At 71.2% G+C, this 23,376-nt stretch carries 19 protein-coding genes and 1 pseudogene; 9 read left to right on the top strand and 11 right to left on the bottom strand.

Annotation, left to right across the window (positions count from 1 at the left end; translation table 11 throughout):
- Window positions 1–80: 80 nt before the first annotated feature.
- The 5 genes from ACVHNB_RS02730 to ACVHNB_RS02710 form a co-directional block, all read right to left on the bottom strand.
- Window positions 81–2,099, bottom strand: a complete 2,019-nt coding sequence (locus ACVHNB_RS02730; RefSeq protein ID WP_456227338.1) for a PTS fructose transporter subunit IIABC — start codon at window positions 2,097–2,099, stop codon at window positions 81–83.
- 130 nt (window positions 2,100–2,229) lie between these two features.
- A complete protein-coding gene (gene pfkB, locus ACVHNB_RS02725; protein ID WP_428957589.1) occupies window positions 2,230–3,186 on the bottom strand; it encodes a 1-phosphofructokinase in 957 nt (318 codons plus the stop codon).
- A 38-nt stretch (window positions 3,187–3,224) separates the two neighbouring features.
- Window positions 3,225–3,986, bottom strand: a complete 762-nt coding sequence (locus ACVHNB_RS02720; RefSeq protein ID WP_428953037.1) for a DeoR/GlpR family DNA-binding transcription regulator — start codon at window positions 3,984–3,986, stop codon at window positions 3,225–3,227.
- 238 nt (window positions 3,987–4,224) lie between these two features.
- A complete protein-coding gene (locus ACVHNB_RS02715) occupies window positions 4,225–4,989 on the bottom strand; it encodes a glucose 1-dehydrogenase (RefSeq protein WP_456227337.1) in 765 nt (254 codons plus the stop codon).
- 35 nt (window positions 4,990–5,024) lie between these two features.
- Window positions 5,025–5,705 (bottom strand): TetR family transcriptional regulator, encoded by a 681-nt coding sequence (locus tag ACVHNB_RS02710; RefSeq protein ID WP_428953039.1) that lies wholly within the window; start codon window positions 5,703–5,705, stop codon window positions 5,025–5,027.
- A gap of 61 nt (window positions 5,706–5,766) precedes the next feature.
- Between ACVHNB_RS02710 and ACVHNB_RS02705 the strand changes: the two genes are divergently transcribed.
- Window positions 5,767–7,041, top strand: coding sequence for an ABC transporter substrate-binding protein (locus tag ACVHNB_RS02705; RefSeq protein WP_428953040.1), 1,275 nt, complete (start codon window positions 5,767–5,769; stop codon window positions 7,039–7,041).
- 16 nt (window positions 7,042–7,057) lie between these two features.
- Here ACVHNB_RS02705 and ACVHNB_RS02700 read toward each other — a convergent pair whose 3' ends face one another.
- Window positions 7,058–8,575 (bottom strand): MFS transporter, encoded by a 1,518-nt coding sequence (locus tag ACVHNB_RS02700; protein ID WP_428953041.1) that lies wholly within the window; start codon window positions 8,573–8,575, stop codon window positions 7,058–7,060.
- A gap of 62 nt (window positions 8,576–8,637) precedes the next feature.
- On the opposite strand from ACVHNB_RS02700, the gene ACVHNB_RS02695 reads away from it, so the two are divergent.
- Window positions 8,638–9,624: a helix-turn-helix transcriptional regulator gene (locus ACVHNB_RS02695; protein ID WP_456227336.1), complete on the top strand. Its 987-nt coding sequence runs from the start codon at window positions 8,638–8,640 to the stop codon at window positions 9,622–9,624.
- A gap of 201 nt (window positions 9,625–9,825) precedes the next feature.
- Here the strand turns inward: ACVHNB_RS02695 and ACVHNB_RS02690 are convergent, their stop codons facing one another.
- Window positions 9,826–10,833 carry a sigma-70 family RNA polymerase sigma factor gene (locus tag ACVHNB_RS02690; protein ID WP_428953043.1) on the bottom strand — a complete coding sequence of 336 codons (1,008 nt, stop codon included), beginning with the start codon at window positions 10,831–10,833 and terminating at the stop codon, window positions 9,826–9,828.
- Window positions 10,834–11,009: 176 nt separating this feature from the next.
- On the opposite strand from ACVHNB_RS02690, the gene ACVHNB_RS02685 reads away from it, so the two are divergent.
- Entirely contained in the window at window positions 11,010–11,549 is a 540-nt protein-coding gene (locus ACVHNB_RS02685) for a GNAT family N-acetyltransferase (protein ID WP_428953044.1), read from the top strand.
- 15 nt (window positions 11,550–11,564) lie between these two features.
- On the opposite strand, the pseudogene ACVHNB_RS02680 reads toward ACVHNB_RS02685, so the two are convergent.
- A pseudogene (locus ACVHNB_RS02680) lies at window positions 11,565–12,328 on the bottom strand (IS5 family transposase).
- A gap of 158 nt (window positions 12,329–12,486) precedes the next feature.
- Here ACVHNB_RS02680 and ACVHNB_RS02675 point away from each other — a divergent pair.
- Window positions 12,487–13,545, top strand: a complete 1,059-nt coding sequence (locus ACVHNB_RS02675) for a questin oxidase family protein (protein ID WP_456227335.1) — start codon at window positions 12,487–12,489, stop codon at window positions 13,543–13,545.
- A 171-nt stretch (window positions 13,546–13,716) separates the two neighbouring features.
- Here ACVHNB_RS02675 and ACVHNB_RS02670 read toward each other — a convergent pair whose 3' ends face one another.
- Window positions 13,717–14,478 (bottom strand): dioxygenase family protein, encoded by a 762-nt coding sequence (locus ACVHNB_RS02670; protein WP_428957590.1) that lies wholly within the window; start codon window positions 14,476–14,478, stop codon window positions 13,717–13,719.
- Between the two features lie 113 nt (window positions 14,479–14,591).
- Here ACVHNB_RS02670 and ACVHNB_RS02665 point away from each other — a divergent pair, with 113 nt between their 5' ends.
- Window positions 14,592–15,101: a MarR family winged helix-turn-helix transcriptional regulator gene (locus ACVHNB_RS02665; RefSeq protein ID WP_456227334.1), complete on the top strand. Its 510-nt coding sequence runs from the start codon at window positions 14,592–14,594 to the stop codon at window positions 15,099–15,101.
- Window positions 15,102–15,110: 9 nt separating this feature from the next.
- Here ACVHNB_RS02665 and ACVHNB_RS02660 read toward each other — a convergent pair whose 3' ends face one another.
- A complete protein-coding gene (locus ACVHNB_RS02660; protein WP_428953047.1) occupies window positions 15,111–16,631 on the bottom strand; it encodes an MFS transporter in 1,521 nt (506 codons plus the stop codon).
- Between the two features lie 110 nt (window positions 16,632–16,741).
- Complete coding sequence (locus tag ACVHNB_RS02655) at window positions 16,742–17,404, bottom strand: TetR/AcrR family transcriptional regulator (RefSeq protein ID WP_456227333.1); 663 nt, start codon at window positions 17,402–17,404, stop codon at window positions 16,742–16,744.
- 223 nt (window positions 17,405–17,627) lie between these two features.
- Here ACVHNB_RS02655 and ACVHNB_RS02650 point away from each other — a divergent pair, with 223 nt between their 5' ends.
- The 4 genes from ACVHNB_RS02650 (at window position 17,628) to ACVHNB_RS02635 (ending at window position 23,344) form a co-directional block, all read left to right on the top strand.
- On the top strand, window positions 17,628–18,905 hold the full coding sequence (locus ACVHNB_RS02650; protein WP_456227332.1) for a M6 family metalloprotease domain-containing protein: 1,278 nt from the start codon (window positions 17,628–17,630) through the stop codon (window positions 18,903–18,905).
- 254 nt (window positions 18,906–19,159) lie between these two features.
- Complete coding sequence (locus ACVHNB_RS02645) at window positions 19,160–19,708, top strand: hypothetical protein (protein ID WP_456227331.1); 549 nt, start codon at window positions 19,160–19,162, stop codon at window positions 19,706–19,708.
- Between the two features lie 1,845 nt (window positions 19,709–21,553).
- Window positions 21,554–22,894 (top strand): type VII secretion-associated serine protease mycosin, encoded by a 1,341-nt coding sequence (gene mycP, locus ACVHNB_RS02640; protein WP_428953051.1) that lies wholly within the window; start codon window positions 21,554–21,556, stop codon window positions 22,892–22,894.
- A gap of 30 nt (window positions 22,895–22,924) precedes the next feature.
- Window positions 22,925–23,344 (top strand): hypothetical protein, encoded by a 420-nt coding sequence (locus ACVHNB_RS02635; RefSeq protein ID WP_428953052.1) that lies wholly within the window; start codon window positions 22,925–22,927, stop codon window positions 23,342–23,344.
- The last annotated feature ends 32 nt before the right edge of the window (window positions 23,345–23,376 follow it).

Raw genomic sequence — 23,376 nt, 5'->3', positions numbered from 1 at the left:
CCAGTGAACACCACGGTCCGGGACTTTGGTCCCGGACCGTGACGCATCTCGCAGATAGGACAGTTCTGGCTCTTACCGGCTCAGACGGCGGCCGGGACCTTCGCCGTCGTGACGGCGGGGGCCTGGTCGCCGGGGGCGTCGGCCGCCTTCTCCGGTGCCGTCTTGCGCAGCCCCTTCAGGACGACGACCAGGGCGGCCGAGACGCAGACCCCGGCGAGGATCGCGACCAGGTAGAGCAGCGCGTTGCCGATCAGCGGGACCACGAAGATGCCGCCGTGCGGGGCCCGCAGGGTGCAGCCGAAGGCCATCGACAGGGCGCCGGTGACCGCGCCGCCCGCCATGGAGGCGGGGATGACGCGCAGCGGGTCGGCCGCGGCGAACGGGATGGCGCCCTCGGTGATGAAGGAGGCGCCGAGCACCCAGGCCGCCTTGCCGTTCTCCCGCTCGGCCCTGGTGAAGAGACGGCCTCGCACGGTGGTGGCCAGGGCCATGGCGAGCGGCGGCACCATGCCGGCGGCCATCACGGCGGCCATGACCTTGAGCGAACCGTCGGTGGGGTTGGCGAGGCCGCCGACCGCGAAGGCGTAGGCGACCTTGTTGAGCGGGCCGCCCAGGTCGAAGCACATCATCAGGCCGAGGATCACGCCGAGGACGAGCGCGTTGGCGCCGGAGAGGGAGTTGAGCCAGTCCGTCAGGGCGCTCTGCAGGGAGGCGATCGGCTTGCCGATCACCACGAACATCAGGAAGCCGACGGCTATCGAGGACAGCAGCGGGATCACGACGACCGGCATGATGCCGCGCAGCACGGCCGGGACGTTCACCTTCTGGATCGCCATGACGACGCCGCCCGCGATGAGACCGGCGGCGAGGCCGCCGAGGAAGCCCGCGTTGACGGTCAGCGCGATCGAGCCGCCGACGAAGCCCGGCACCAGGCCCGGCCGGTCCGCCATGCCGTACGCGATGTAGCCGGCGAGCACCGGGACGAGGAAGGCGAACGCCGCCTGGCCGGTGTAGAAGAGCAGCGCGGCCCAGCTGGTCGAGGAGCCCCAGTCGAAGCTGTTGAGCAGGGTCTCGACCTTGACGTTCGCGACCTCGTAGCCGCCGACGGCGAAACCGAGCGCGATGAGCAGGCCGCCGGCGGCGACGAACGGCACCATGTAACTGACGCCCGACATCAGCCACTTGCGGAGCTTCGTCCCGTAACCGTCCTCGGAGTCACCGGAGTTGTCCACAGGTGTGGACGACGCGGCCGCGCCGGGGGCGGTCGTCTCGCCCCGGGCCGCCTTCTCCCGTACTTCCGCGATGAGCTCGGCGGGGCGGTTGATGCCGGCCTTCACGCCGACGTCGACCGTGGGCTTTCCGGCGAAGCGGTCCTTCTCGCGGACCGGGACGTCGTGGGCGAAGATCACCGCGTCGGCGGCGGCGATCACGTCCGGCGCGAGGCGGGTGAAGCCCGCGGAGCCCTGCGTCTCGACGACGAGTTCGACGCCGTCGGTGTCGCGGGCCGTGTTCTCCAGGGACTCGGCCGCCATGTAGGTGTGGGCGATGCCGGTGGGGCAGGAGGTGACGGCGACGATCTTGAAGGTGTCGCCGGTCGCGGGCTGCTCCGGCTCGGCGGCCGGGGCTTCTTCGGCCGGTACGGGGCCGGGGGCCGGGTCGTCGCCGCGGATCAGGGCCGCCGTCCGCTCGGCGTCGGTCGCCGCGCGCAGCGCCGCCTTGAAGTCCTCGTCCATCAGCTGGCGGGCGAGCGAGGAGAGGATCGTGAGGTGGGCGTCGTCCGCGCCGGCCGGTGCCGCGATCAGGAAGATCAGGTCGGCGGGGCCGTCCGGCGCACCGAAGTCGATGCCCTGTGCCGCGCGGCCGAACGCGAGGGTGGGCTCGGTGACGTGGGCGCTGCGGCAGTGCGGGATGCCGATGCCGCCGTCGAGGCCGGTCGGCATCTGGGCCTCCCTCGCCGCGACGTCCGCCAGGAAGCCGTCCAGGTCGGTCACCCGGCCCTGCGCGACCATGCGTGCGGCCAGCGAGCGGGCCGCCGCCTCTTTGGTTTCGGCGGACAGGTCGAGGTCGACCAGATCCGCGGTGATCATCTCGGCGGTCATCGCGGGCTCCTTTGCCTACGCATCTGCGTGTCGGTTGATTCGCTGGCGGGTGCGGGTTCGTTGTCTCTGGTCGCGCCTCGCGGCGCAGCCGCACAGGGACACGGTCCCGCGCCTCTGAGGGCACTCATGTTCACGTCACCGGCTCCGTGAGGACGCGGTCCGTCGGGACCTGCGCCGTCAGCGTCACCGCGTCGGGCTTCAGGTCCGCCGGTGTCGGCATCGCGCTGCCGGGCAGCTGGACGGCCGCGGCGCCGTGCGCCACCGCAGACGCCAGCGCCTTCGGGCCCTCGCCGCCGGCGATCAGGAAACCGGCGAGGGAGGAGTCACCGGCGCCCACGTTGCTGCGCACCGCGTCGACGGGGGCGCTCGCGAACCAGGCGCCCGTGGCGTCGACCAGGATCTGGCCGTCCGCGCCGAGCGAGGCGAGGACGGCCGCCGCGCCCAGCTCCCGCAGTTCCTCGGCGGCCTTCACCGCGTCGCCGATCGTGGCGAGCGGGCGGCCGACGGCCTCGGCGAGCTCCTCGGCGTTCGGCTTCACGACGTCGGGGCGCTCGCGCAGGGCCGCGAGGAGTGCGGGCCCGGAGGTGTCGAGCGCGATGCGGGCGCCCGCGGCGTGCGCGCGGGCCACCAACTCGGCGTACCAGGAGGGCGCGAGGCCGCGCGGGAGGCTGCCGCAGCAGGCGATCCAGTCGGCAACCCCGTCCCGCCGCGCCTGCTCACCGACGGCGCGGAGCAGTGACTCGGCTTCCTGCGCGGAGAGTTCGGGACCCGGGGCGTTGATCTTGGTGAGCGTGCCGTCCGGCTCGGCGAGCGCGATGTTCGAGCGGGTCTGGCCCGCGACGGGGACCGGGGCGACCTCGATGCCCTGGCCGTCCAGGAGTTCGGCGACCAGGGCGCCGGGGGCGCCGCCGAGCGGCAGCACGGCCAGGGTGGGGGCACCGGCGGCGGCGACCGCCCGCGAGACGTTGACGCCCTTGCCGCCCGGGTCCATGCGCTCGCCGGTGGCGCGCACGACCTCACCGCGGTCGAGGTCGGGGACCTCGTAGGTGCGGTCGAGGGAGGGGTTGGGGGTGACGGTGAGGATCATGCCGCGTATCGCCGCTTCCGTACTCAGGGTGGTGATGGTCATGCGCGGATCACCTCCGTGCCGCCCGCCTCGATCGCCGCGGCGGCCTCGGGGGCGAGGCCGCTGTCGGTGATGAGCAGGTCGACGTCGGAGAGGTCGCCGAACCGGGCGAAGTGCTCCTGGCCGTGCTTGCCGGAGTCGGCGAGCAGCACCACCCGGCGGGCCGCGGCGACGGCGGCGCGCTTCACGGCGGCCTCGGCGAGGTCGGGGGTGGTCAGGCCGGCCTCGGCGGAGAATCCGTTGGCCGCGAGGAAGACGACGTCCGCGCGGATCTCGCCGTAGGCGCGCAGCGCCCAGGCGTCGACGGCGGCGCGGGTGCGGTGCCGGACCCGGCCGCCGATCAGGTGGAGCTGGACGCCGGGGTGGTCGGCGAGCCGGGCCGCGGTGGGCAACGAGTGGGTGACGACGGTGAGTGCGGACTCCAGCGGCAGCGCGGCCGCGAGCCGGGCCACGGTCGAACCGGCGTCCAGGACGACGCTGCCCTCGGCCGGCAGCTCGGCGAGCGCGGCGTGCGCGATGCGGTCCTTCTCGTCGGCCGCGGTGCCCTCGCGCTCGGCGAGGTCGGGCTCGAAGTCGAGCCGCCCGGCCGGGATGGCGCCGCCGTGCACCCGCCGGACGAGACCGGCCCGGTCGAGCGCCTTCAGGTCGCGCCGGATGGTCTCGGCGGTGACCTTGAACTCCTCGGCCAGCGACAGCACGTCGACCCGGCCGCCGTCGCGGGCGAGGCGGAGGATCTCCTGCTGACGCTCGGGTGCGTACATGCCCGTTTACCTGTGCCCTCATCGTCGAGTGTGCCCGAATCTGTGACTTCAGCTTGAGGCTACGACCGGATTTCCGGAAAGTAAACAGGTTCGGGCACGCGACGGACACAAACAGACATTGGTCCTGGCCCGGAAATGCCGAAGGGCCCGGCCCTCCGGGAGGAGGGCCGGGCCCCGCACGGACCTTCGGCGGACCGACGCACCGGCTACTGGGCCACCGGGCTACCAGGTCACCGGGCTACTGGCCCATCACGTACTTCACGGTGGGACCGGTGGTCCAGCCGCCGTCGACGGCCAGCTCGGCGCCGGTCACGTACGAGGAGTCGTCGGACAGCAGGAACACCACGGCGGATCCGATCTCGTCGGCCTCGCCGACGCGGCCCATCGGGGTGTTCGGGTAGTTGCCCTCGCCCTGCTGGATCCCGACCTGGGCGGTCATCGGGGTGTACGTCATGCCGGGGTGCACGGAGTTCACCCGGATCCGCGCCGTGCCCTGCTCCACCGCGGCGATCTTGGTCAGGCCGCGCACGGCCCACTTCGAGGCGCCGTACGACGACGTGAGCGCGAGGCCCATCAGGCCGGCCGCGGAGGAGATGTTGACGATGGAGCCGCCGCCGGCCGCCTTCATCGCGGGGATGACGGTCTTCATACCCGCGAAGACGCCGACGAGGTTGATGTCGATGACCTTGCGGAAGCGCTCGACGCTCTCCGTCTCCAGGGGCATGCCCGTGGAGACACCGGCGTTGTTGACCAGGCCGTCGACCCGGCCGAACTCGGCGACGGCGTACGCGACGGCCGCCTGCCACTCCTCCTCCGAGGTGACGTCGACGTGGACGTACCTGGCCTGCTCCCCGAGCTCGGCGGCGAGCGCCGCACCGTCGTCGTCCAGTACGTCGCCGATGACGACGCTGCCTCCGGCGGCCGTGACGCGCCGGGCCACCTCGGCGCCGATCCCTCGGGCTCCGCCGGTGACCACGACGCTCTTGCCGGTGAGGTTGTTCATCTGGGGCTCCACTTCATTGGGGTCAGGGGCACGTTTCAAGCCCCCGCGGCGATCGAGGAGCGCGGTCCGGGGCGACGTTCCGCGTCGTCGGGCAGGCTCGCCAGCGTCAGGCACTCCAGCGCCAGCGCCGCGGGCCCGCTCTCCCCGGAGGCCGGGCCGTCCGCATCGGCCCAGGTCTCCACGGCCACCCGCACCGCGGTGGACGCCACGCCCGCCGCGAGCCGCAGCCCCAGCGGAGCGCCCTGCGCGTCGATCCCGGCCCGCGCCGCGAGGATCGTGAGCAGCGTCGCCTCGGAGACCCGGCACGTGTCGGCCCAGACCGCCCGCAGCGCCGGGGACTCCCCGGTCAGCCGGAGCAGGGCGCGGACCCATTCCAGGGACGCCGCGTTCGCCGGGTCGTCCGCGGTGAGCGCCCGCTCGGCCGCGTACCGCAGCGCCTGCGGCGCCGACAGCGCCGCGGGCGCCTCGCGCACGGCCTCCGCCCACTGCTGCGCCCCCGCGGCGAAGAGCGGCGCGACGGCGTCCTCCTTGGTCGCGAAGTAGCGGTAGAAGGTGCGCGGCGCGACGCCCGCGGCCCGGGCGATGTCCTCGGCGCGGGTGGCCCGCAGGCCGTCCTCCGTGAAGAGCCGGGCCGCGGTCCGGGCGATGTCCAGTCGTGTGGCGGCCTTGCGCCGCTCGGTCAGCGTCGTCGCGCCCGCATCTGCTCCACCTGCCATGAAGTCACCATATGCCCATGTGGCACAATCTGCCACCGCGAGAAACGATCATGCCCAACCGATGACCAGTGAGCGGGGCGAACGCGTGCGGCGGCGGCGATTTCTTCTTCAGACAGCGGGCCTGACCGGGGCGGCGGCCCTGGCGGCGAGCGGCTGCGGCTCGGGCGGGAGCGGCCGGGTCACGCTCGATCTGCTGGTCGCGAGCTACGACAAGAGCGTCGGCGCCTCGATCGGCGACCAGTGGGACGACGTCGTCAAGGCCTTCGAGAAGAAGCACCCGGACATCCGCGTCGCGGTGGAGCGCGTCCCGTTCCTCAAGATCGACGCCACTCTCGCCCGACGCGTCAAGGACGGCCGCGCCCCCGACATCGCCCAGGGCAACGTCTTCGCGCCGTACGCCGAGGAGGGCGAGCTCTACCGGGTCGAGCAGCTCTTCGACATACCGACCCAGGCGGACTTCATCCCGTCGTTCGCCGACGCCGGCCGGGTCGACTCCGTCCAGTACGGCATCCCGATCCTCGCCAGCACCCCGCGCCTCTTCTACAACAAGGCGCTGTTCCAGCGCGCCGGGCTCACCGGCCCGCCCGGCTCCTGGGCCGAACTCCGTTCCGCGGCGAAGGCGTTGAAGGCCGTCGGCGTCCCCACGCCGTACGCGCTGCAGCTGGGCCCCGAGGCCGCGGAGGACGAGCTGCTCGCCTGGCTGCTCGCGGGCGGTGGCGGCTACTCGGAGATCGGCGGCTACGACTTCGCGTCCGCCGAGAACGAGGCGACGCTGACCTGGCTGCGCGACGAGCTCGTCACCCCCGGGCTCGCGGGCGCCGACCCGTCGCGGCTGACCAGGACCCGGGCCTACGCCGACTTCCTCGCGGGCCGGGTCGGCATGCTCGTCGCCCACCCGGTGCTGCTCGGCGCCGCGGACAAGGCGCGGCTGTCGTACGCCCACGCGCCCTTCCCCAAGAGGGACGGGGACGCGGCGCCGCCGGTCGGGCTCAACGACTGGATGATGGCGTTCGAGAAGGGCGGCCACGCCGAGCAGGCGGGCACCTTCCTGACGTTCCTGTACAGCCGCGCTTCGGCCGGGACCTACGGCACCGGGCAGACCACGCTGCCGGTGACCGCCTCGGGCTCGGACCAGCTGCGGTCGGACCGCTCGCAGCGGGCGCTGTGGGCGTTCGTCGACCAGATGCCGGACGCGGAGTTCCATCCGGTGGGGCTGCGGTCCTGGCCCACGGTGCGGTCCGCCGTACGGGAGCGCGTCGGCCGGGCCGTGCTGCGGGGCGGGCGCCCCGCGGACGTGCTGGAGGCGCTGGACCAGGTGGGCCGGTCCAGCGCCTGAAGCCCGAAGCCGTCGGTCACACCAGCTCGGGCCGGCGGTCGTCCTGCGGGGCGTCGGCAGCCGTCTCGCCGGCGCCGACGGCGGGCTTGCGGGGCAGGGCGAACATCAGCAGGAAGATGCCGACGAGGATGCCCGCGGCCCACAGCAGCGAGCTGTGGAAGCCGTCGATGAAGGCCGCGTTGCCCGCACCCTGCTTCATGTGGTCCTCGACGACGTTGAAGAAGACCACCGAGACGAGGCTGAGGCCCAGCGCGTTGCCCATCTGCATCACCGTGTTGATGAGCCCGGACGCCGAACCGGCGTGCTCGCGCGGCACCTCGGAGAGGATCGCGTCGGTCAGCGGGGCGACGATCAGGCCCATGCCGAGGCCCATCACGACCAGCGGCAGCGCCATCTGCCAGGAGGCGATGGACAGGCCGTAGTGCCCGGACTCGTACACGTAGATGAGCACGCCCGCGGCCATCGTCAGCGCGCCCGCCTGGAGCACCTTGCGGCCGAAGCGCGGCACCAGCTTCTGTACGGAGATGCCGGCCGCGACCGAGACCGCGATGGAGAACGGCACCCCGGTCACGCCCGCCTTCAGCGCGCTCCAGCCGAGGCCGAGCTGCATGTAGAGCGTCCAGGTCAGGAAGAAGATGCCCATGGTGAGACCGAAGACGGTCTGCACGGCGATGCCCGCCGCGAAGCTCTTGACCTTGAAGAGGGACAGCTCGATGAGCGGGGACCCGTCGCGCCGCGCCTTCGTCCTCTCGTACGCGATCAGCACGGCGCCGATCACGACGGACGACGCCATCATCACGTAGCCCCACACCGGCCAGCCGTTCTCCCGGCCCTGGGTCAGCGGGTAGACGAGGGCCAGCATCGCGAGGGTGACGAGCACGACGCCCACGAGGTCCAGCTTCAGCGCCTTGGGCGCCTTCGACTCGGTGATGACACGGGAGCCGAGGATCAGCGCGGCGATGCCGACGGGCAGGTTGATCAGGAAGATCGGGCGCCATTCGAGGCCGAAGAGGTTCCATTCGGTCAGCAGCGCGCCGAGCAGCGGTCCCGTGACGGCCCCCAGGCCCACGATCGCGCCGAACAGGCCGAACACCTTGCCGCGCTCGTGCGCCGGGAACGTCGCGTGCACGATCGACAGGACCTGCGGCACCATCATCGCCGCCATGCCGCCCTGCAGGATCCGGGAGGCGACCAGCATCTCCGGGTTCGCCGCGAAACCGCACAGCGCCGAGGCGACGGTGAAGCCGCCGATGCCGAGGAGGAAGAGCCGCTTGCGGCCGAAGATGTCGCCCAGCCGGCCGCCCGTGATGAGCAGCGCCGCGAAGGCCAGCGCGTATCCGGCGGTTATCCACTGGATCTGCCCGGTGGTGGCGCCCTCGTCGTGCTGGATGGTCGGCAGGGCGACATTGACGATCGTGACGTCGACGAGGTCCATGAACGCCGCCGTCATCACGATGGCGAGCGCGAACCAACGTCGGCGGTCGTCGGCTGCGGGAGTCTCCGGCCGGATCTCCGGTGCTGCGGTTGAGGTCATGGAAGAACGGTAGAGGGCATGTAGGTCAGGTCGCGTCCTAATTGCGCGGCATGCTGGAGGGCATGACGACGACCAGCACGGACACCCCGGCCCGGTTGCTCCAACTCCTCTCCCTCCTCCAGACCCCCCGCGAATGGCCCGGCGGCGAACTCGCCGACCGGCTCCGGGTCTCCCGCCGCACCGTGCGCAGGGACATCGACCGCCTGCGCGACCTCGGCTATCCCGTGCAGGCCACGATGGGCGCCGACGGCGGCTACCGGCTGATCGCGGGCAAGGCGCTGCCGCCGCTCGTCCTGGACGACGAGGAGGCGGTGGCGATCGCGGTGGGCCTGCGGGCCGGCGCCGGGCACGCGGTGGAGGGCGTCGAGGAGGCGTCGGTGCGGGCCCTGGCGAAGCTGGAGCAGGTGCTGCCGTCGCGGCTGCGGCACCGCGTCGCCACGCTCCAGGCCGCGACGATCCCGCTGGCCTCGGGGGACGGCGCCACCATCGCGCCCGAGACGCTGACCGTGATCGCGTCGGCCGCGGCCGGCACGGAGCGGCTCCGGTTCCACTACCGCGCCGCCGACGGCACGGAGACGCGCCGCCTGGTGGAGCCGCTGCGGCTGGTGTCGACGGGGCGCCGCTGGTACCTGGTGGCGTACGACATCGATCGCGACGCCTGGCGCACGTTCCGCGTCGACCGGGTGTCGGAGCCGTTCGCGACGGGGGCGCGGTTCGCTCCGCGGGAGGTGCCGGAGGGGGACGCGGCGGAGTATCTGCGCCGGTCGATGGAGTCGCGGGGCGGGGATGCGTACGAGGTCGACATCGAGTTCGCGGCGTCGGCCGAGGAGGTCTCCGCGAAGGTGCCCGCGGCGGTGGGGCGGCCCGAGCCCTTGCCCGGGGGCGGGACCGGGTGCCGGTTGCGGGCGACCGCGTCCGGGCCGGTCGAGTGGATGGCGGTCCGGCTGGCCATGACCGGGTTCGAGTTCCAGGTCCGGGGACCGGAGGAACTGGCGGTGGCCGTGCGGGAGTTGGGGGGCCGGATGGTGCGGGGCGGGGGTGCGGCGTGAAGGGGTCCGTCGCCGGGTGCGGGTCCGGTGGGGGCTGGTCGCGCGGTTCCCCGCGCCCCTGAGATGCGCACTTCGTGCGGCATCTGATCGATGGAGGCGCGGGGAACCGCGCGACCAGCCACGACGAAAGCCGCGGACGCATCCACTCGGTGAACGAGCAGACGCGTCCGCGGCTTGTCGCGGGTGAACCCTGGCGGAGCCTTACGCCGCCGCGTCGAACCCGGTGTCCCGGGCCAGCTTCTTCAGCTCCAGAAGCGCGTGCTTCTCGATCTGACGAATGCGCTCACGGGTCAGCCCGTGCTCCTTGCCGACCTCGGTGAGCGTCCGCTCCCGGCCGTCGACGATCCCGTACCGCATCTTGATGATGGACGCCGTGCGCTGGTCGAGCCGGCCGATCAGATCGTCCAGCTCCTCGGAGCGCAGCAGCGTCAGCACGGACTGCTCGGGCGACACCGCCGAGGTGTCCTCCAGCAGATCGCCGAACTGGGTCTCGCCCTCGTCGTCCACCGACATGTTCAGCGAGACCGGGTCGCGGGCCCAGTCCAGGACGTCGGCGACCCGCTCCGGCTTGGAGTCGAGCTCGGCGGCGATCTCCGCGGGCTCGGGCTCGCGCCCGTGCTCGCGGTTGAACTCGCGCTGGACGCGGCGGATCCGGCCCAGCTCCTCGACCAGGTGGACGGGGAGGCGGATGGTGCGGGACTGGTCGGCTATCGAGCGGGTGATGGCCTGGCGGATCCACCAGGTCGCGTACGTGGAGAACTTGAAGCCCTTGCGGTAGTCGAACTTCTCGACGGCGCGCACCAGGCCCGCGTTCCCCTCCTGGATCAGGTCGAGCAGGGGCAGGCCGCTGCGCGGGTAGCGGCGGGCGACCGCCACGACCAGACGCAGATTGGACCGGATGAAGATGTCCTTGGCCTTCTCCGACTCGGCGATGAGCGCCTCGAGCTCTTCGCGGGACGCCTTGCCCGCGGCCTCGCTGTCGGAGACCTCGCCGTCGAGGATCTGCTGGGCGTACACGCCCGCCTCGATGGTCTGGGACAGCTCGACTTCCTTTGCGGCATCGAGCAGCGGTGTGCGCGCGATCTCGTCGAGGTACATCCCGACCAGGTCGCGGTCGGCGATCTCCCCGCCTACGGCGCGAACACTGCGTGCCGCATCAGTCTCGCCGGACGCGGCGGACTTACGACGGGCTACGGCACGGGTTGCCATGCGTGCTCCCTTGCGATGGTAGGTCGGCTGGGCCGGACGGCTCGTACACCCTCGCGGGTGCCCTGCATCCGAAGGAAACAACGACTGGAATCCGGACAGAATTCCCAAGCTGCCCCATCATTTTTGTGATCATGCAGTACCCTGTCGCGCCACAGCGCGCGAGGAAGGGGGACGGGATGCCGTCGGAGTTCACAGAGGTGCAGGTCAGGCCGGGAGTCGAGGATGACCTCATACCACTCACGAGCCTCTACAACCACTACGTACGTGAGACGCCGATCACGTTCGACACGACCGTCTTCACGCCGGAAGAGCGACGTCCTTGGCTGCTCTCCCACCCTGAAGACGGCCCGTACCGCCTCTTGGTTGCGCAGGAACGGAGGGAGGGGACTTATGGCCCTCTCCTCGGCTACGCCACCTCCAGCCCGTTCCGGCCGAAGGCCGCGTACGACACGTCGGTCGAGGTGACGGTGTACTGCGCGCCGGACGCGGGCGGCCGCGGCATCGGCACCCTCCTCTACAAGGCCCTCTTCGAGGCGCTCGCCGACGAGGACCTGCACCGGGCGTACGCGGGCATCGCCCTGCCGAACGAGGCATCGGTCCGCCTGCACACCCGCTTCGGCTTCGACCACGTGGGCACGTACCGGGAGGTCGGCCGGAAGTTCGGCGCGTACTGGGACGTCGCCTGGTACGAGAAGCCGCTCGGCCGCAAGGCCTAGGTCGTGTCCGCAAAGTCATGGGAGCCAGAGTTGTAGGCAGGCGAGGGTGACCATGGCTTGGTAGTGGCGGGCTCGTTTGTCGTAGCGGGTGGCCAGGGCCTTGTGGTGCTTGAGCTTGTTGAAGCAGCGTTCGACGAGGTTGCGGCGCCGGTAGGCGGCCCGGTTGAGTCTGCATCGGCTCTGGCCTCTGCGGATGCGGCCGTTGATCTGGTCGATTCGTTCCGGGATCGCTGCTTTGATGCCGCGTCCGCGCAGGTAGGCGCGGATCTTGACGGACGAGTAACCCTTGTCTGCGGCCACCCGCTCCGGTCTGGTGCGTGGGCGGCCCGGACCGCATCGGGCGACCCGGATGCGGGCCATCACCGCCTCGAACTGGGTGCAGTCGTTGACGTTCCCAGCGGTCAGGGTGAAGGCCAGGGGCCGGCCGAGTCCGTCGCAGGCAAGGTGGATCTTCGTGGTCAGTCCGCCGCGGGAGCGGCCGATCGCCTCGCCCGGCCAGAGCCCCCTTTTCGTGCCCCGGCCGCATGCTGATGGGCTCGCACCGTCGTGGAGTCGACACACACGATCGACCAGTCGACAGCGCCCACGGCGTCGGAATGCTGCTGGACGTGGGCCAGCAGGCGGTCCCAGGTTCCATCGGCCGACCAGCGGCGGAAGCGTTCGTAGACCGTCTTCCACGGGCCATAGCGTTCCGGCAGGTCCCGCCAGGCCGCCCCGGTCGACAGCTTCCACAGGATTCCGTTGACGACCTGACGTCGGTCCCGCACCGGACGGCCCATCCGGGGCGGAGCCAGTAACGGCTCGATCACCGCCCAGGATTCATCGGTCAGTTCATGACGACGCACCATGAACAGACCAACGAGCCAACGACTTTGCGGACACGACCTAGGCCCCGGGACCGTTACGCGCCCGGTGTCCCGGTGCCTACTCTCCGGCCATGGACGACACGACGGGCGACTCAACGGGCGACACGACGGCTGGTGTCACGGGCGACACCTCGGGCACTCTCGACGAAGCGCTGCAGCGGCTGCACGCCACCGGTCCCGAGTTCGACGGCTGGCTGAGCAACCACGGGCCGATGGCCGTGGAGTCGCTCGTACGCGGCGGCCAGGCGCCCCGCGTGCACCGCTGGCTCGATCACTACGAGCGGCGGCTCGACGACATGCCGGCCCTCCGCTCCGCGATCCGTGCGGCCGACTGGCAGTCGGCGCTCGGCGATCCGCGGCGCCTCGCGGACTGGATCGCGTACTTCGAGCGGGCCGTGGCCGAGCGCCCCTGGCGGAACGTGCTCGCCGAGTGGTGGCCGCGGCTGCTGCCCGGGATCGCGGCGGGCGCCACGCACCCCGTGATCCGCGTGGGCCATGCCGTACGCACCCTGCTGTCCACGGAGCCGACCGGGCCGCGCCTCGCCGAGCTCGCCCACGGCCTGGGCTACTGGGCCGCCCGCCACCAGCCCCTGCCGCCGCTGGCCGCACTCCCCTCGGCGCCGGACGCCGCGGCCGCCCTCGACGCGGTGCCGCGCGTCGCGGACCAGAGCGGCGGCATCGTGGCCCGCCTCGACCAGCTCACCGGCTTGCCCGCGTGGGCCTCCGGGCCGGTCGACCCGGACACCGCGCGCGACCGGCTCGCGGAACTCGTCACGGCGGCGGTGCACCGTTACGCGACGCACGCCCATGGCAACCCGGTGATGCTCGTGCACGCGGCGACGGCGCCGAACGCGGTGCTCAGGGTGCTGCCCGCGCTGCCCCGGGAGCTGTGGGCCGAGTCCTTGGCCGCCGCGTGGGCCGCGAGCGCGGCGGTGACGGCGGCGTACGCGCCCGCTGCGGAGGCGGGATTCCAGCGGGCCGGGGATCTGTCGCCGGAGGAGCTGTTCGCCCGGGCGGCGGCGCATGGTGACGACCACGCGATCAAGTTCGCCGACACGGCCCTGGATGTCGGCGGCGATGTCGCACTGGCCGCCGCGCTGCGTGCCCTCACTTTGATCGAGCCGGTCTGAGGTCGCGTCGGAGGCTGCGGGCCGGTGGGGGCTGCCTGCTTGACGAGATGCCGCACGAAGTGCGCATCTCAGGGGCGCGGGGAACTGCGCGGCCAGCCACGACGAAATCCGCGCCCGCCGACAACGCAGCCACCCGGCAGACGCGACAGCGCCCGCCCCGATCCGCCCGGCCTACCCGAACTGAACCGACCTCTTGGCCAGCCCCATCCAGAACCCGTCGATCACAGAGCGCTGCACCCCCAGCTCACCAGCCGCGTCCGCCACCCCCATCGTCACGAACAGCGGAGCGAAGTGCTCGGTCCGCGGATGCGCCAGCGCCCCCGCTGGGGACTTGCGGGTGAAGTCCAGCAGCCCGTCCACGTCCCCCGCGTCCAGCGCCCGGTGCCCCCAGTCGTCGAACTCGGCCGACCACGAGGGGATGCCGCCCTGCCGCAGCGCGGCGAGGTTGTGCGTGAAGAACCCGGAGCCGACGATCAGCACGCCCTCGTCCCGCAGCGGAGCGAGCCGCCGGCCGATGTCCATCAGCTTCTGCGGGTCGAGCGTGGGCAGGGAGACCTGGAGCACCGGGATGTCGGCGTCCGGATACATCTCGACCAGCGGAACGTACGCGCCGTGGTCGAGGCCGCGGTCCGGCACGTCCTGCACCGGCACACCCGGGGCGCGCAGCAACTTCCGTACGGAATCCGCGAGTTCGGGCGCCCCCGGGGCGGCGTACCGCACCTGGTAGTAGTGCTCGGGGAAGCCCCAGAAGTCGTACACGAGCGGCACGGTCTCGACCGCGCCGAGGGCGAGCGGGGCCTCTTCCCAGTGCGCGGAGACCATGAGGATCGCCTTGGGGCGCGGCAGGTCGGCGGACCAGGCGGCGAGCTGGCCGGGCCACAGGGCGTCGTCGGCGAGCGGCGGGGCGCCGTGGCTGAGGTAGAGCGCGGGCATGCGCTCGGGCGCGGGTGCGGTGGACACGACGACAACCTCCTTGAAGTTTCAAGCTCTGGGTACTGACAAAAGTAACCGTTGTTTGTTTAATATTCAAGGAGGAGGTCTTTACGATGGAGCCGATGAAGAAGAGCGACCCCGAGCCCCAGTGGCTCACCGAGGACGAACAGCACGTCTGGCGTGCCTATCTGCACGCCACCACGCTCCTGGAGGACCACCTCGACCGCCAGCTCCAGCGCGACGCGAAGATGCCGCACATCTACTTCGGCCTGCTGGTCCAGCTCAGCGAGGCACCCCGGCACCGGCTGCGGATGACCGAGCTGGCGATGAGCGCGAAGATCACCCGCTCCCGGCTCTCGCACGCGATCGCGCGGCTGGAGAAGAACGGGTGGGTGCGGCGCGAGGACTGTCCCTCCGACAAGCGCGGCCAGTTCGCGGTCCTCACCGACGAGGGCCTGGAGGTCCTGCAGCGGACCGCCCCCGGCCATGTCGACGCGGTCCGCCAGGCCCTCTTCGAGCGGCTCTCCCCCGAACAGCAGAAGTCCCTCGGCGAGATCATGAAGATCGTCGCCGAGGGACTTCAGCCCAAGGAGGCCGGGGCGGACCTCCCCTGGCTCAGGTGACGCCGGGGGTCAGTGCGCGACCACCGGGATCGGCAGCTCGTCCTCGACGCCCTCCGTGTCGCCGGAGGCCGCGGCCGGGCCCGAGCCCGGGACGCCGGTGTTGATGAGCGTGAAGGCGATCGTGGCCGAGACGACCAGGATGCCGACCGCCCACCAGATGGCGTGGGTGTAGCCGCTGACCATGGCCTGGGCCTGGAGCAGCTGCGGGTTGCGCGCACCGGCCGCGTGGTCCGCGATGTACGCGGTCGTGGCCGAGGCCGCGATCGTGTTCAGCAGGGCCGTGCCGATGGCGCCGCCGACCTGCTGCGAGGTGTTGACCATCGCGGAGGCGACACCGGCGTCCCGCGCCTCGACGCCGATCGTGGCGAGCGACATGGCGGGCATGAACGCCGTACCCATGCCGAGGCCGAGCAGCAGCTGGGCGGGCAGGATCAGGGCCGGGTAGGACGAGTCGACCGACAGCTGGGTCAGCAGTCCCATGCCGAGGGCGGCGAGCAGGAAGCCCGGGCCCATCAGCAGGCGGGGGCTGACGCGGGTCATCAGGCGGGCGCCGATCTGGGTGGAGCCCGTGATCATGCCCGCGATCATCGGCAGGAACGCGAAGCCGGTCTTGACCGGCGAGAAGCCCTTCACGACCTGCAGGTAGTAGGTCAGGAAGAGGAACAGGCCGAACATCGCGATCACGGCGAGGCCGAGGGACGCGTAGACACCGCCGCGGTTGCGGTCGGAGACGACGCGCAGCGGCAGCAGCGGGTGCTTCACCCGGGCCTCGACGGCGACGAAGGCGAGCAGCAGCACGGCCGCGGCGACGAACATGCCGATGGTGGTCGCGTCGGACCAGCCGTTGGTCTCGGCGCGCGTGAAGCCGTAGACGAGCGAGACCAGGCCGAGCGTGGACAGCAGCACGCCGGGGATGTCGAGCGGCGAGCGGTTGCGGGCGCCGGCCGGCTCACGGATGACGAGGACGGCGCCGAGCGCGGCGACGGCCGCGAAGGGGATGTTGACGAAGAAGGTCCAGCGCCAGTTCAGGTACTCGGTGAGGAATCCGCCGAGGATCAGGCCGACGGCGCCACCGCCACCGGCGATCGCACCGTAGATGCCGAACGCCTTCGCGCGCTCCTTGGCGTCGGTGAACATGACGGCCAGGAGGGAGAGGGCGGCCGGGGCGAGCAGCGCGCCGAACAGGCCCTGCAGGGCGCGGGCGCCGAACATCATGGCCTCGTTCTGCGCGGCACCGCCGAGCGCGGAGGCGAGCGCGAAGCCGATCAGGCCGGTGACGAAGGTCTGCTTGCGGCCCCACAGGTCGGCGATGCGGCCACCGAACAGGAGCAGGCCGCCGAAGGCGAGCGCGTAGGCCGTGATGACCCACTGCTTGTTGCCGTCGGATATGCCGAGGTCGGTCTGGGCGGCGGGCAGGGCGATGTTCACGATGGTGGCGTCGAGGACCACCATCAGCTGGGCGAGCGCGATGAAGACGAGCGCCTTCCAGCGTCGGGAATCGGGTGCCGTTTCCGGCAAGGGGGTACCCACAGCGGGACTCCAAGTCGTGAATAAAGCTGAGAAATCGGTTCAGTACGGGAATGCGGGGCTGGGCTGCCCCTGCGTGTGCGGGGCGCGGACGAGGGATCGGCCCCGGAGGGTCAGTCCTTGCGGAGGTCCTCCAAGGTCGCGGCCGCGCCCGGGAGTTCCGAGCGGGCGGGTGCCATCAGGCCGTCGAGGAACAGCTGCAGATGACGGTGGACGAACCGGTCGAAGTCCAGGCAGGCCTTGCCGGGCAACGGCCGGGTGAGCTGGGACAGCGCGACCATCAGGTCTCCGACGCCGACGTCGGTGCGCAGCTGTCCGGCCGCGCGGGCGCGCCCGATGAGGTCCTCGATGGCGACGGTCAGCCGGTCGAGGGAGGCGAGCACGTCCGGGTGCTCCTGGTCGAAGGTGGCCTGCAGCAGCGGGCACAGCGCGCCGATGCGTTCGTCGGCGGCGGCGTGCACGAAGGTCCGCAGCGCGTCGAACGCGCCGCTCTCGCCGGCTTCCTCGGCGGCGAGTGCCTTCTCGGCGTGCTCGGTCACGCGGTCGGTGACCGAGAGGACCACGTGATGCATCAGCTCACCGCGGTCCTTGAAGTTCCGGTACAGCGTGGCGTTGCCGACGCCGGCCCGGCGGGCGGCCTCGTCGAGCGGGAGCTCGGTCCCGTACTCCACGAGCAGCTCCCGTGCGGCGGCGACGATCCGCTCCCGATTGCGCACGGCGTCGGCCCGCGGACGCGAGACGCGGCGCTGCGACTCGGCGGGGGCGGCGGTGGCCACGGTGGTCTCCTTCGGCTGGCTCGAGCGGAACCGGGGAGCCAGTCCCCGCTTCCTGCGGACACAGAGCTAAACGGGGAGAGCGTCCCCGCTTATTTCCCGCACTCCATGTGACCTGACTCACACCACCTCGCCCGCAGAAACCCACGATCGGCGCACCCAGCGCGCGGCCCGCCACACCTCGACACAGGGTGGTCGAAACGGAGCCGAGCGTGAGGCGGGTCGAATGCGGCAGCAGCGGATACGCAGGGGCCGACGCGGTGCGATGCTCGCCGGGGCCACCGCGGTGGCCCTCGCGCTGACCATGACCGCGAGCACCGGCCGGCTGCTGGACAGCTCACCGACCGCGGCGGGCCCGACGGCACTGGCCAGGGCGACCTCGCTCGGCCCCTGCATGATCCGCGGCGCCATGGGCGTACAGATGTCGGAGGGCGTGCCCACCTCCCCCGGCTACGCCCGCTCCACCGGCACGGTCCACGCCCTGAACCTGATGATCGACTTCCCGGACGCGCACGGCGAGGGCACCGCGATGGACCGCCTCGGGGAGTTCTTCCCGAAGACCCAGGACTGGTTCCGCACCGGCTCGTACGGCCGTCTCGACTACGTCCCCGAGGCCCCGGTCAAGCACTGGCTGCGGATGCCGAAGCCGTTCACCGCGTACGGGATAGAGCGCGGCGCCCCCTTCGAACCCGGCTACCGCGAGCTGGTCGACGACATCGTGGCGGCCGCCGACCCGGACGTGGACTTCCGCCAGTACGACCTGGTGAACATCCTGGTCACCCCGAACGCCGGCCCCTCGGCGCTGGACACGGTCCTCTCCGTGACCTTCGCGGGCAACCACGAGGCGCCGGTGGCGGACGGCGTCCCCCTCTCCAACGCGTCCTTCGTGTACTCGCGCCAGGACGACGGCTCCGGCTCCTACGCCGACACCGGCTACCGCGTGCTGCCGCACGAGAACGGCCATGTCTTCGGCCTGCCCGACCTCTACACCCAGGACGGCGGCGGGGCCGTCGGGCACTGGGACATCATGAGCGAGGACTGGGGCGTCGGGAACGACCTGCTCGGCTGGCACAAGTGGAAACTGGGCTGGCTCGACGACACCCAGATCGGCTGCGCCGCGCAGCCCGGCACGACGGAGCACCTGCTGTCGCCGCTGTCCCGGGACGGCGGCGGCACGAAGATGGCGTTCGTCCCGCTGACCGAGAAGACCGGCTACGCGATCGAGGTCCGCACCCAGGAGGGCAACGACGAGGCGGTCTGCCGCCCCGGCGTCCTCATCTACAAGGTCGACGCGGACGTGGACACCGGCCACGGCCCCGTCACGGTCGAGGACTCCACCCCCGACAGCGGCGGCTGCACCCGCCGCCCGAACGTCCACGCGGAACTCTCCGACGCGCCCTACCGGCCGGGCGAGGTGTTCAAGGACCGCAAGACGGGCGTACGGATCTCGGTGGCCGGCGCGGACGCCTCCGGCAACTACCGGGTCTACGTCACGCGCCGCTGAACGACGACGACCCAACCCTCTCGGCCAAGCACTCCAAGGCCGTCTTCAGTTCCAGGGTCACCTCGGTATGTGTAGGCAGAGGAGCTGCTGGGCTCCTCTGCGCTTCGGAATTCGATTCAAGCCATCTGTTGCCGTAGCTGTCAGCGAAGCAACGTTCGGCAAGCAACCTCCGGATAACGTTGCTTCGTTACGGGTGTTACGCATGGAGCGGTCGGTGTCGCCTCGGACACCGGGCGTACGGGGAGGGACAGAACATGTCCGATGGCACGGGGGATACGTCGCAGGAGGCAGCGGCCGGAGCAGGCCTGGCGGCAGGCGGCTTCGGAGTCGCAGCCGTGGCAGTTGGAGCCGCCGCAGCCGCGAAGGCCATGCTGGTCGAGGGCGAGACGCTCACGACATTCAAGCGTCGGGTCGACGCGCTGCTGCGCGACTTGGAGAAGTCGAAGGCGGCGCCGAAGTCGATCGCGAATGGCGCGATGCCGGGCGGCAGATTGGGTGCGTTCGACGAGGCAGATGCGTTGCACTCCGCCTACACGAAGGTGCACAGCCAGTTGGAGAACCTGTCCAAGATGCTGGCCCTGCAGATCGAGGGCCTGGTCGTGACGGTCGACGCGTCCAAGACGGGTTACGACAACCTCGACGACGATGTGCGTGCCCGCCTCCATCGCATCCGGTCCCAGGCAGACGCGCTGGTGAACCCAGGCGCCAAGTCGGCTCACGGCTCCCATCACGAGGGTCCGGGCGCCACTGCAGGCGGCGAGCCTACGCCGAAGCCGACGGACAGCGAAGCGGGTGGCCTGTGATGTCGTCCCGCTTGAACAGTGGCACCGCGGCCGCGGTCGGTGTGGGGGTTGGCCTGGTTGAGGAAGGACACGGGGTATGAGTGACCTGGGTTCCCAGATGTGGGGCATGGCCAAGTCCTACCGTTTCGCGGTGCACAGCCCGGAAGAGTTGTGGGCGATGGTCGAGCCGGCGGACGGCGCGACGGCGTCAGATCTGGGTGCGCTGCTGACGTCAGCGGCGAAGACGATCAAGGAGATCGGTGGCGATCTGAAGACCCACAGCACGTCGGTCGAGTGGGACGGCGAAGGTGCCGACGCGTTCCACAAGTGGGTTGACCACGCCGCGCGAGCGACGTTGAGCCTGGGTGACTACAGCGAGAGCGCCGGGAAGTGGCTCGGCCACGCGGCGGACACGCTGCATGAGGTCAAGCCACAGCTGGAGACGCTGAAGAACTCCAGCGCCTCGGCCCGCTCGATCCTTGACGCGCACGATGCCGCGGCGACGGACGTCGGTAACCATGATGGCGGGCCGTCGGCATCCTCCGTGAAGTCGGCGAAGTCGCAGTACGACAACGACCGTGCCGAGGCGTCCCAGTTGATGACGAAGCTGGCGCAGTCGTACTCGGCGTCAACGGATCAGATCGAGGCTCTGAAGGCACCGGAGTTCCCGGCGCTTCCAGATCAGTTCGTTCCCCCCTCCGCCGACGTCCATGGCACCGAGGACGTCTCGTCCTCGTCGGGTGATCCATCGAGCACCGGGACAGCGGCTTCAGTAGGGGGAGTTGGCGTGGTCGCGGCGGGAGCTGCCGCGCTCAAGGAAGCGGCTCATGGCGCCTCGCTGGCCGACGGGCACCGCTCTACCACCTCCGCATCCCACCTTCCGAGGCCGACTCCGGATCTGCCTTCGGGTGGGACGGGTACCTCCCTCGACCGGGCCGGTACGCTCCCCGCCCCTGCAACTCCCACGACAACTCCTTCCTCACCGGCACCACCGTCGTCCCCGTTGCCCGGGGGATCTTCTGGACTCGCTACGCCACCATCCGGCGCTCCGCCCATGTTCGGAGGTACGGGTCGTTCCGTTGCTTCGCCACGTGGTCCGGGCGGTGGCCGCGTTCCGTCGTCACCTGCCGTACGCGGGCCGCTCGGTGTTCCGGAGGGCACCGGAACACCGGGCGCACCTGGCACGGCTCGTGGAGTGACGTCAGGGCGCGGGGTTCCCGCGGTCGAGCGGCCAGGGATGCCGGGCGTACAGGGCGGCACGGCCTCGCCGGTACGCGGGCCAGGTGGCGGGAGCCCGGGGCGGGCTACGAACGGGATTGCGGGAGGTCGTCCGGTCTCGCCGCAGACAGGGCGCGGCGCAAGCGCGATCTCCCGGGGCACGGTCGTCGGCGGATCGCCCTACCAGCAGGACGTCGGAGCCCGGGGCAGTGTGCCGGAGGGATCGGGACGTACCGGAGCGACACCGGCCCGCGGCACCACAGGGGCAGGCCAAAGTCGCGGGACGAGTGGCTCCGGTGGACGGGCACCTGCCCGCTCCGACGGGGTCGTCGGCGGCCAGCCGCAGCAAATCTCGAAGGTGCACCGAGCCTCCACGGCCACGACTCGGGCAGCAGGTCAAGCCCGCGGAACGGCGGCGAGCCGTAGTGGCACGCAGGCGCAGTACGGAGGCGAACCCGCCCGCGGCTCCTCGCTGGCGGCACGTAAGGATGAGCGTCGGCGTGCGTCTGAGGAGCGTCCGCGTGACGAGAGGCCGGAGCACGAGGACGACGCAGAGGACGTTGAGGTGGAGCAGGCGGAGCGTGAGATGCCTGAGCTGCGCCTGCCAGGTCTGCCCCCCACTGCTCGGCGCGAAAACAAAGGATGACCATGAGTTCCCGTAGCAAGCAGGCCCGCAGGCTTCGGCTGGCATCGGTCGTGGCCGGCGTCGTGCTCGCAGGGGTTGCCGTGACGCCTGCGAGCGCCCAGTCCGTCCGGGATCGGCAGTGGTACCTGGACGCCATGCACGCCGAGCAGATGTGGAAGACCAGCACCGGCAAGGGCGTCACGGTCGCCGTGATCGACACCGGAATCGACCCGAACCTCGCCGACCTGCGCGGTCAGGTCCTGTCCGGCAAGAACTACTCCCGGCACCCCGGCAACGAGCACGTGGACGACGACGGTCACGGCACGAGCATGGGCGTCCTCATCGCAGGCACCGGAGCGAAGGGGCAGGCGACTGGCTCGTACGGACTTGCTCCGGGTACGAAAGTTCTCCCGATCCGCATTCCGGACCTCAGCGAGCACACTCGCAGCGGCGGCAACCCTGACAGCTACCCCACCTACATGTCCAAGGCCATCCGCTACGCGGCCGACTCCGATGCTCAGGTCATCAACATCTCCCAGGCCAGCAGGGAGAATTCGCCCGAGTTGAACAAAGCCGTCGCCTACGCCCTGTCCAAGGGCAAACTGATCTTCGCGGGCGTGGGCAACACCGGCGCTGGGGCCAACGAGCTGCAGTATCCGGCCGCGACGCCCGGAGTCGTGGGCGTCGGAGCCATCGGCCAGGACCTGAAGAAAACACAGGAGTCCCAGTCCGGGCCACAGGTGGACCTGGTCGCACCAGGCGCAGAGATCATCGCCGCATGCACGGGGAAGACCGGTCTGTGCAAGTCACACGGCACCAGTGACGCCACCGCACTCGCGTCGGCGTCGGCGGCGCTGATCTGGTCGAAGCATCCGGACTGGACGAACAACCAGGTGCTGCGGGTCCTGCTGAACACCGCGAGCGGCCCGGTCAGCGGCAAGAAGCGCACGGATGACATCGGCTACGGCGCCGTACGCCCCCGGATCGCCCTCACCAACCCCGGCGATCCGGGCCCGGCCGATGAGTACCCGCTGCCGGACTACAAGGCGGGAGGCTCGGCTGCGCCGGATGGTGCCGGCGCCAAGCCGTCGACAGGCGCCTCGGGGTCCCCCACCGCAGCTTCCGATGAGTCCTCAAGCGCCTTGCCGTGGATCTTGGCGGGGGTGGGCGGGCTCTTGTTGGCCGGAGCAGGCGGTGGGGCGCTCGCCGTCCGTAGTCGCCGGCGCCGCGCGGCGCTGGCCGGGCTTGTGCCGCCGACGCTGCAGCATGGTTGGGCGCAACCGCCTCACCCCGGCCAGCAGCCAGGCACGAGGCAGGGCCAGCCATGGCCTTACCAGGACACCGACCGAGCAAACAGACAGTGACATGATCGGGATCGAGCGGGGGCGAGATTCATGAGCGAAACGAAAGAGGAGCAGTACGCGACGGACGGTTCGGCGGGTATGCGGCTGAACCACATACCCGTCGACGGGGCAGGCCCTGCTGGCGTAGGACAGCCGGACCTGGCGTCGAGCCCGGCGCAGAAGAAGGCGGCCGCGCGGGCCATCGAGGAGCACATCGAGCCGGGGACCCGTAAGGCGGGCGACTGGGCGGACACCGAGACCGGTACTGCCGTCAAGGAGTTCCGCGACGGGTGGCTCACCTCGGGGGCGTTGCAGAAGGCGCACAAGACGTGGGGCGAGCAGGTGTACAGCTTGTTGAACCGGCTGTCATCGGAGAAGGCGGCGCTGCGCAGCGCCAACAGCACCCTGCAAGGCACCGACGGTGCGGTCGGGGCGCGTACGCGCTCCCTGTCGGCGTTCGACGAGTTCTGACACAGCCGGGCCACGACCCTGCCGCGCACGCC

This window comes from Streptomyces sp. YJ-C3, assembly GCF_053891275.1.
The sequence above is the reverse complement of the archived record's forward strand: the minus strand, read 5'-3'. Positions and strand labels throughout refer to the sequence as shown.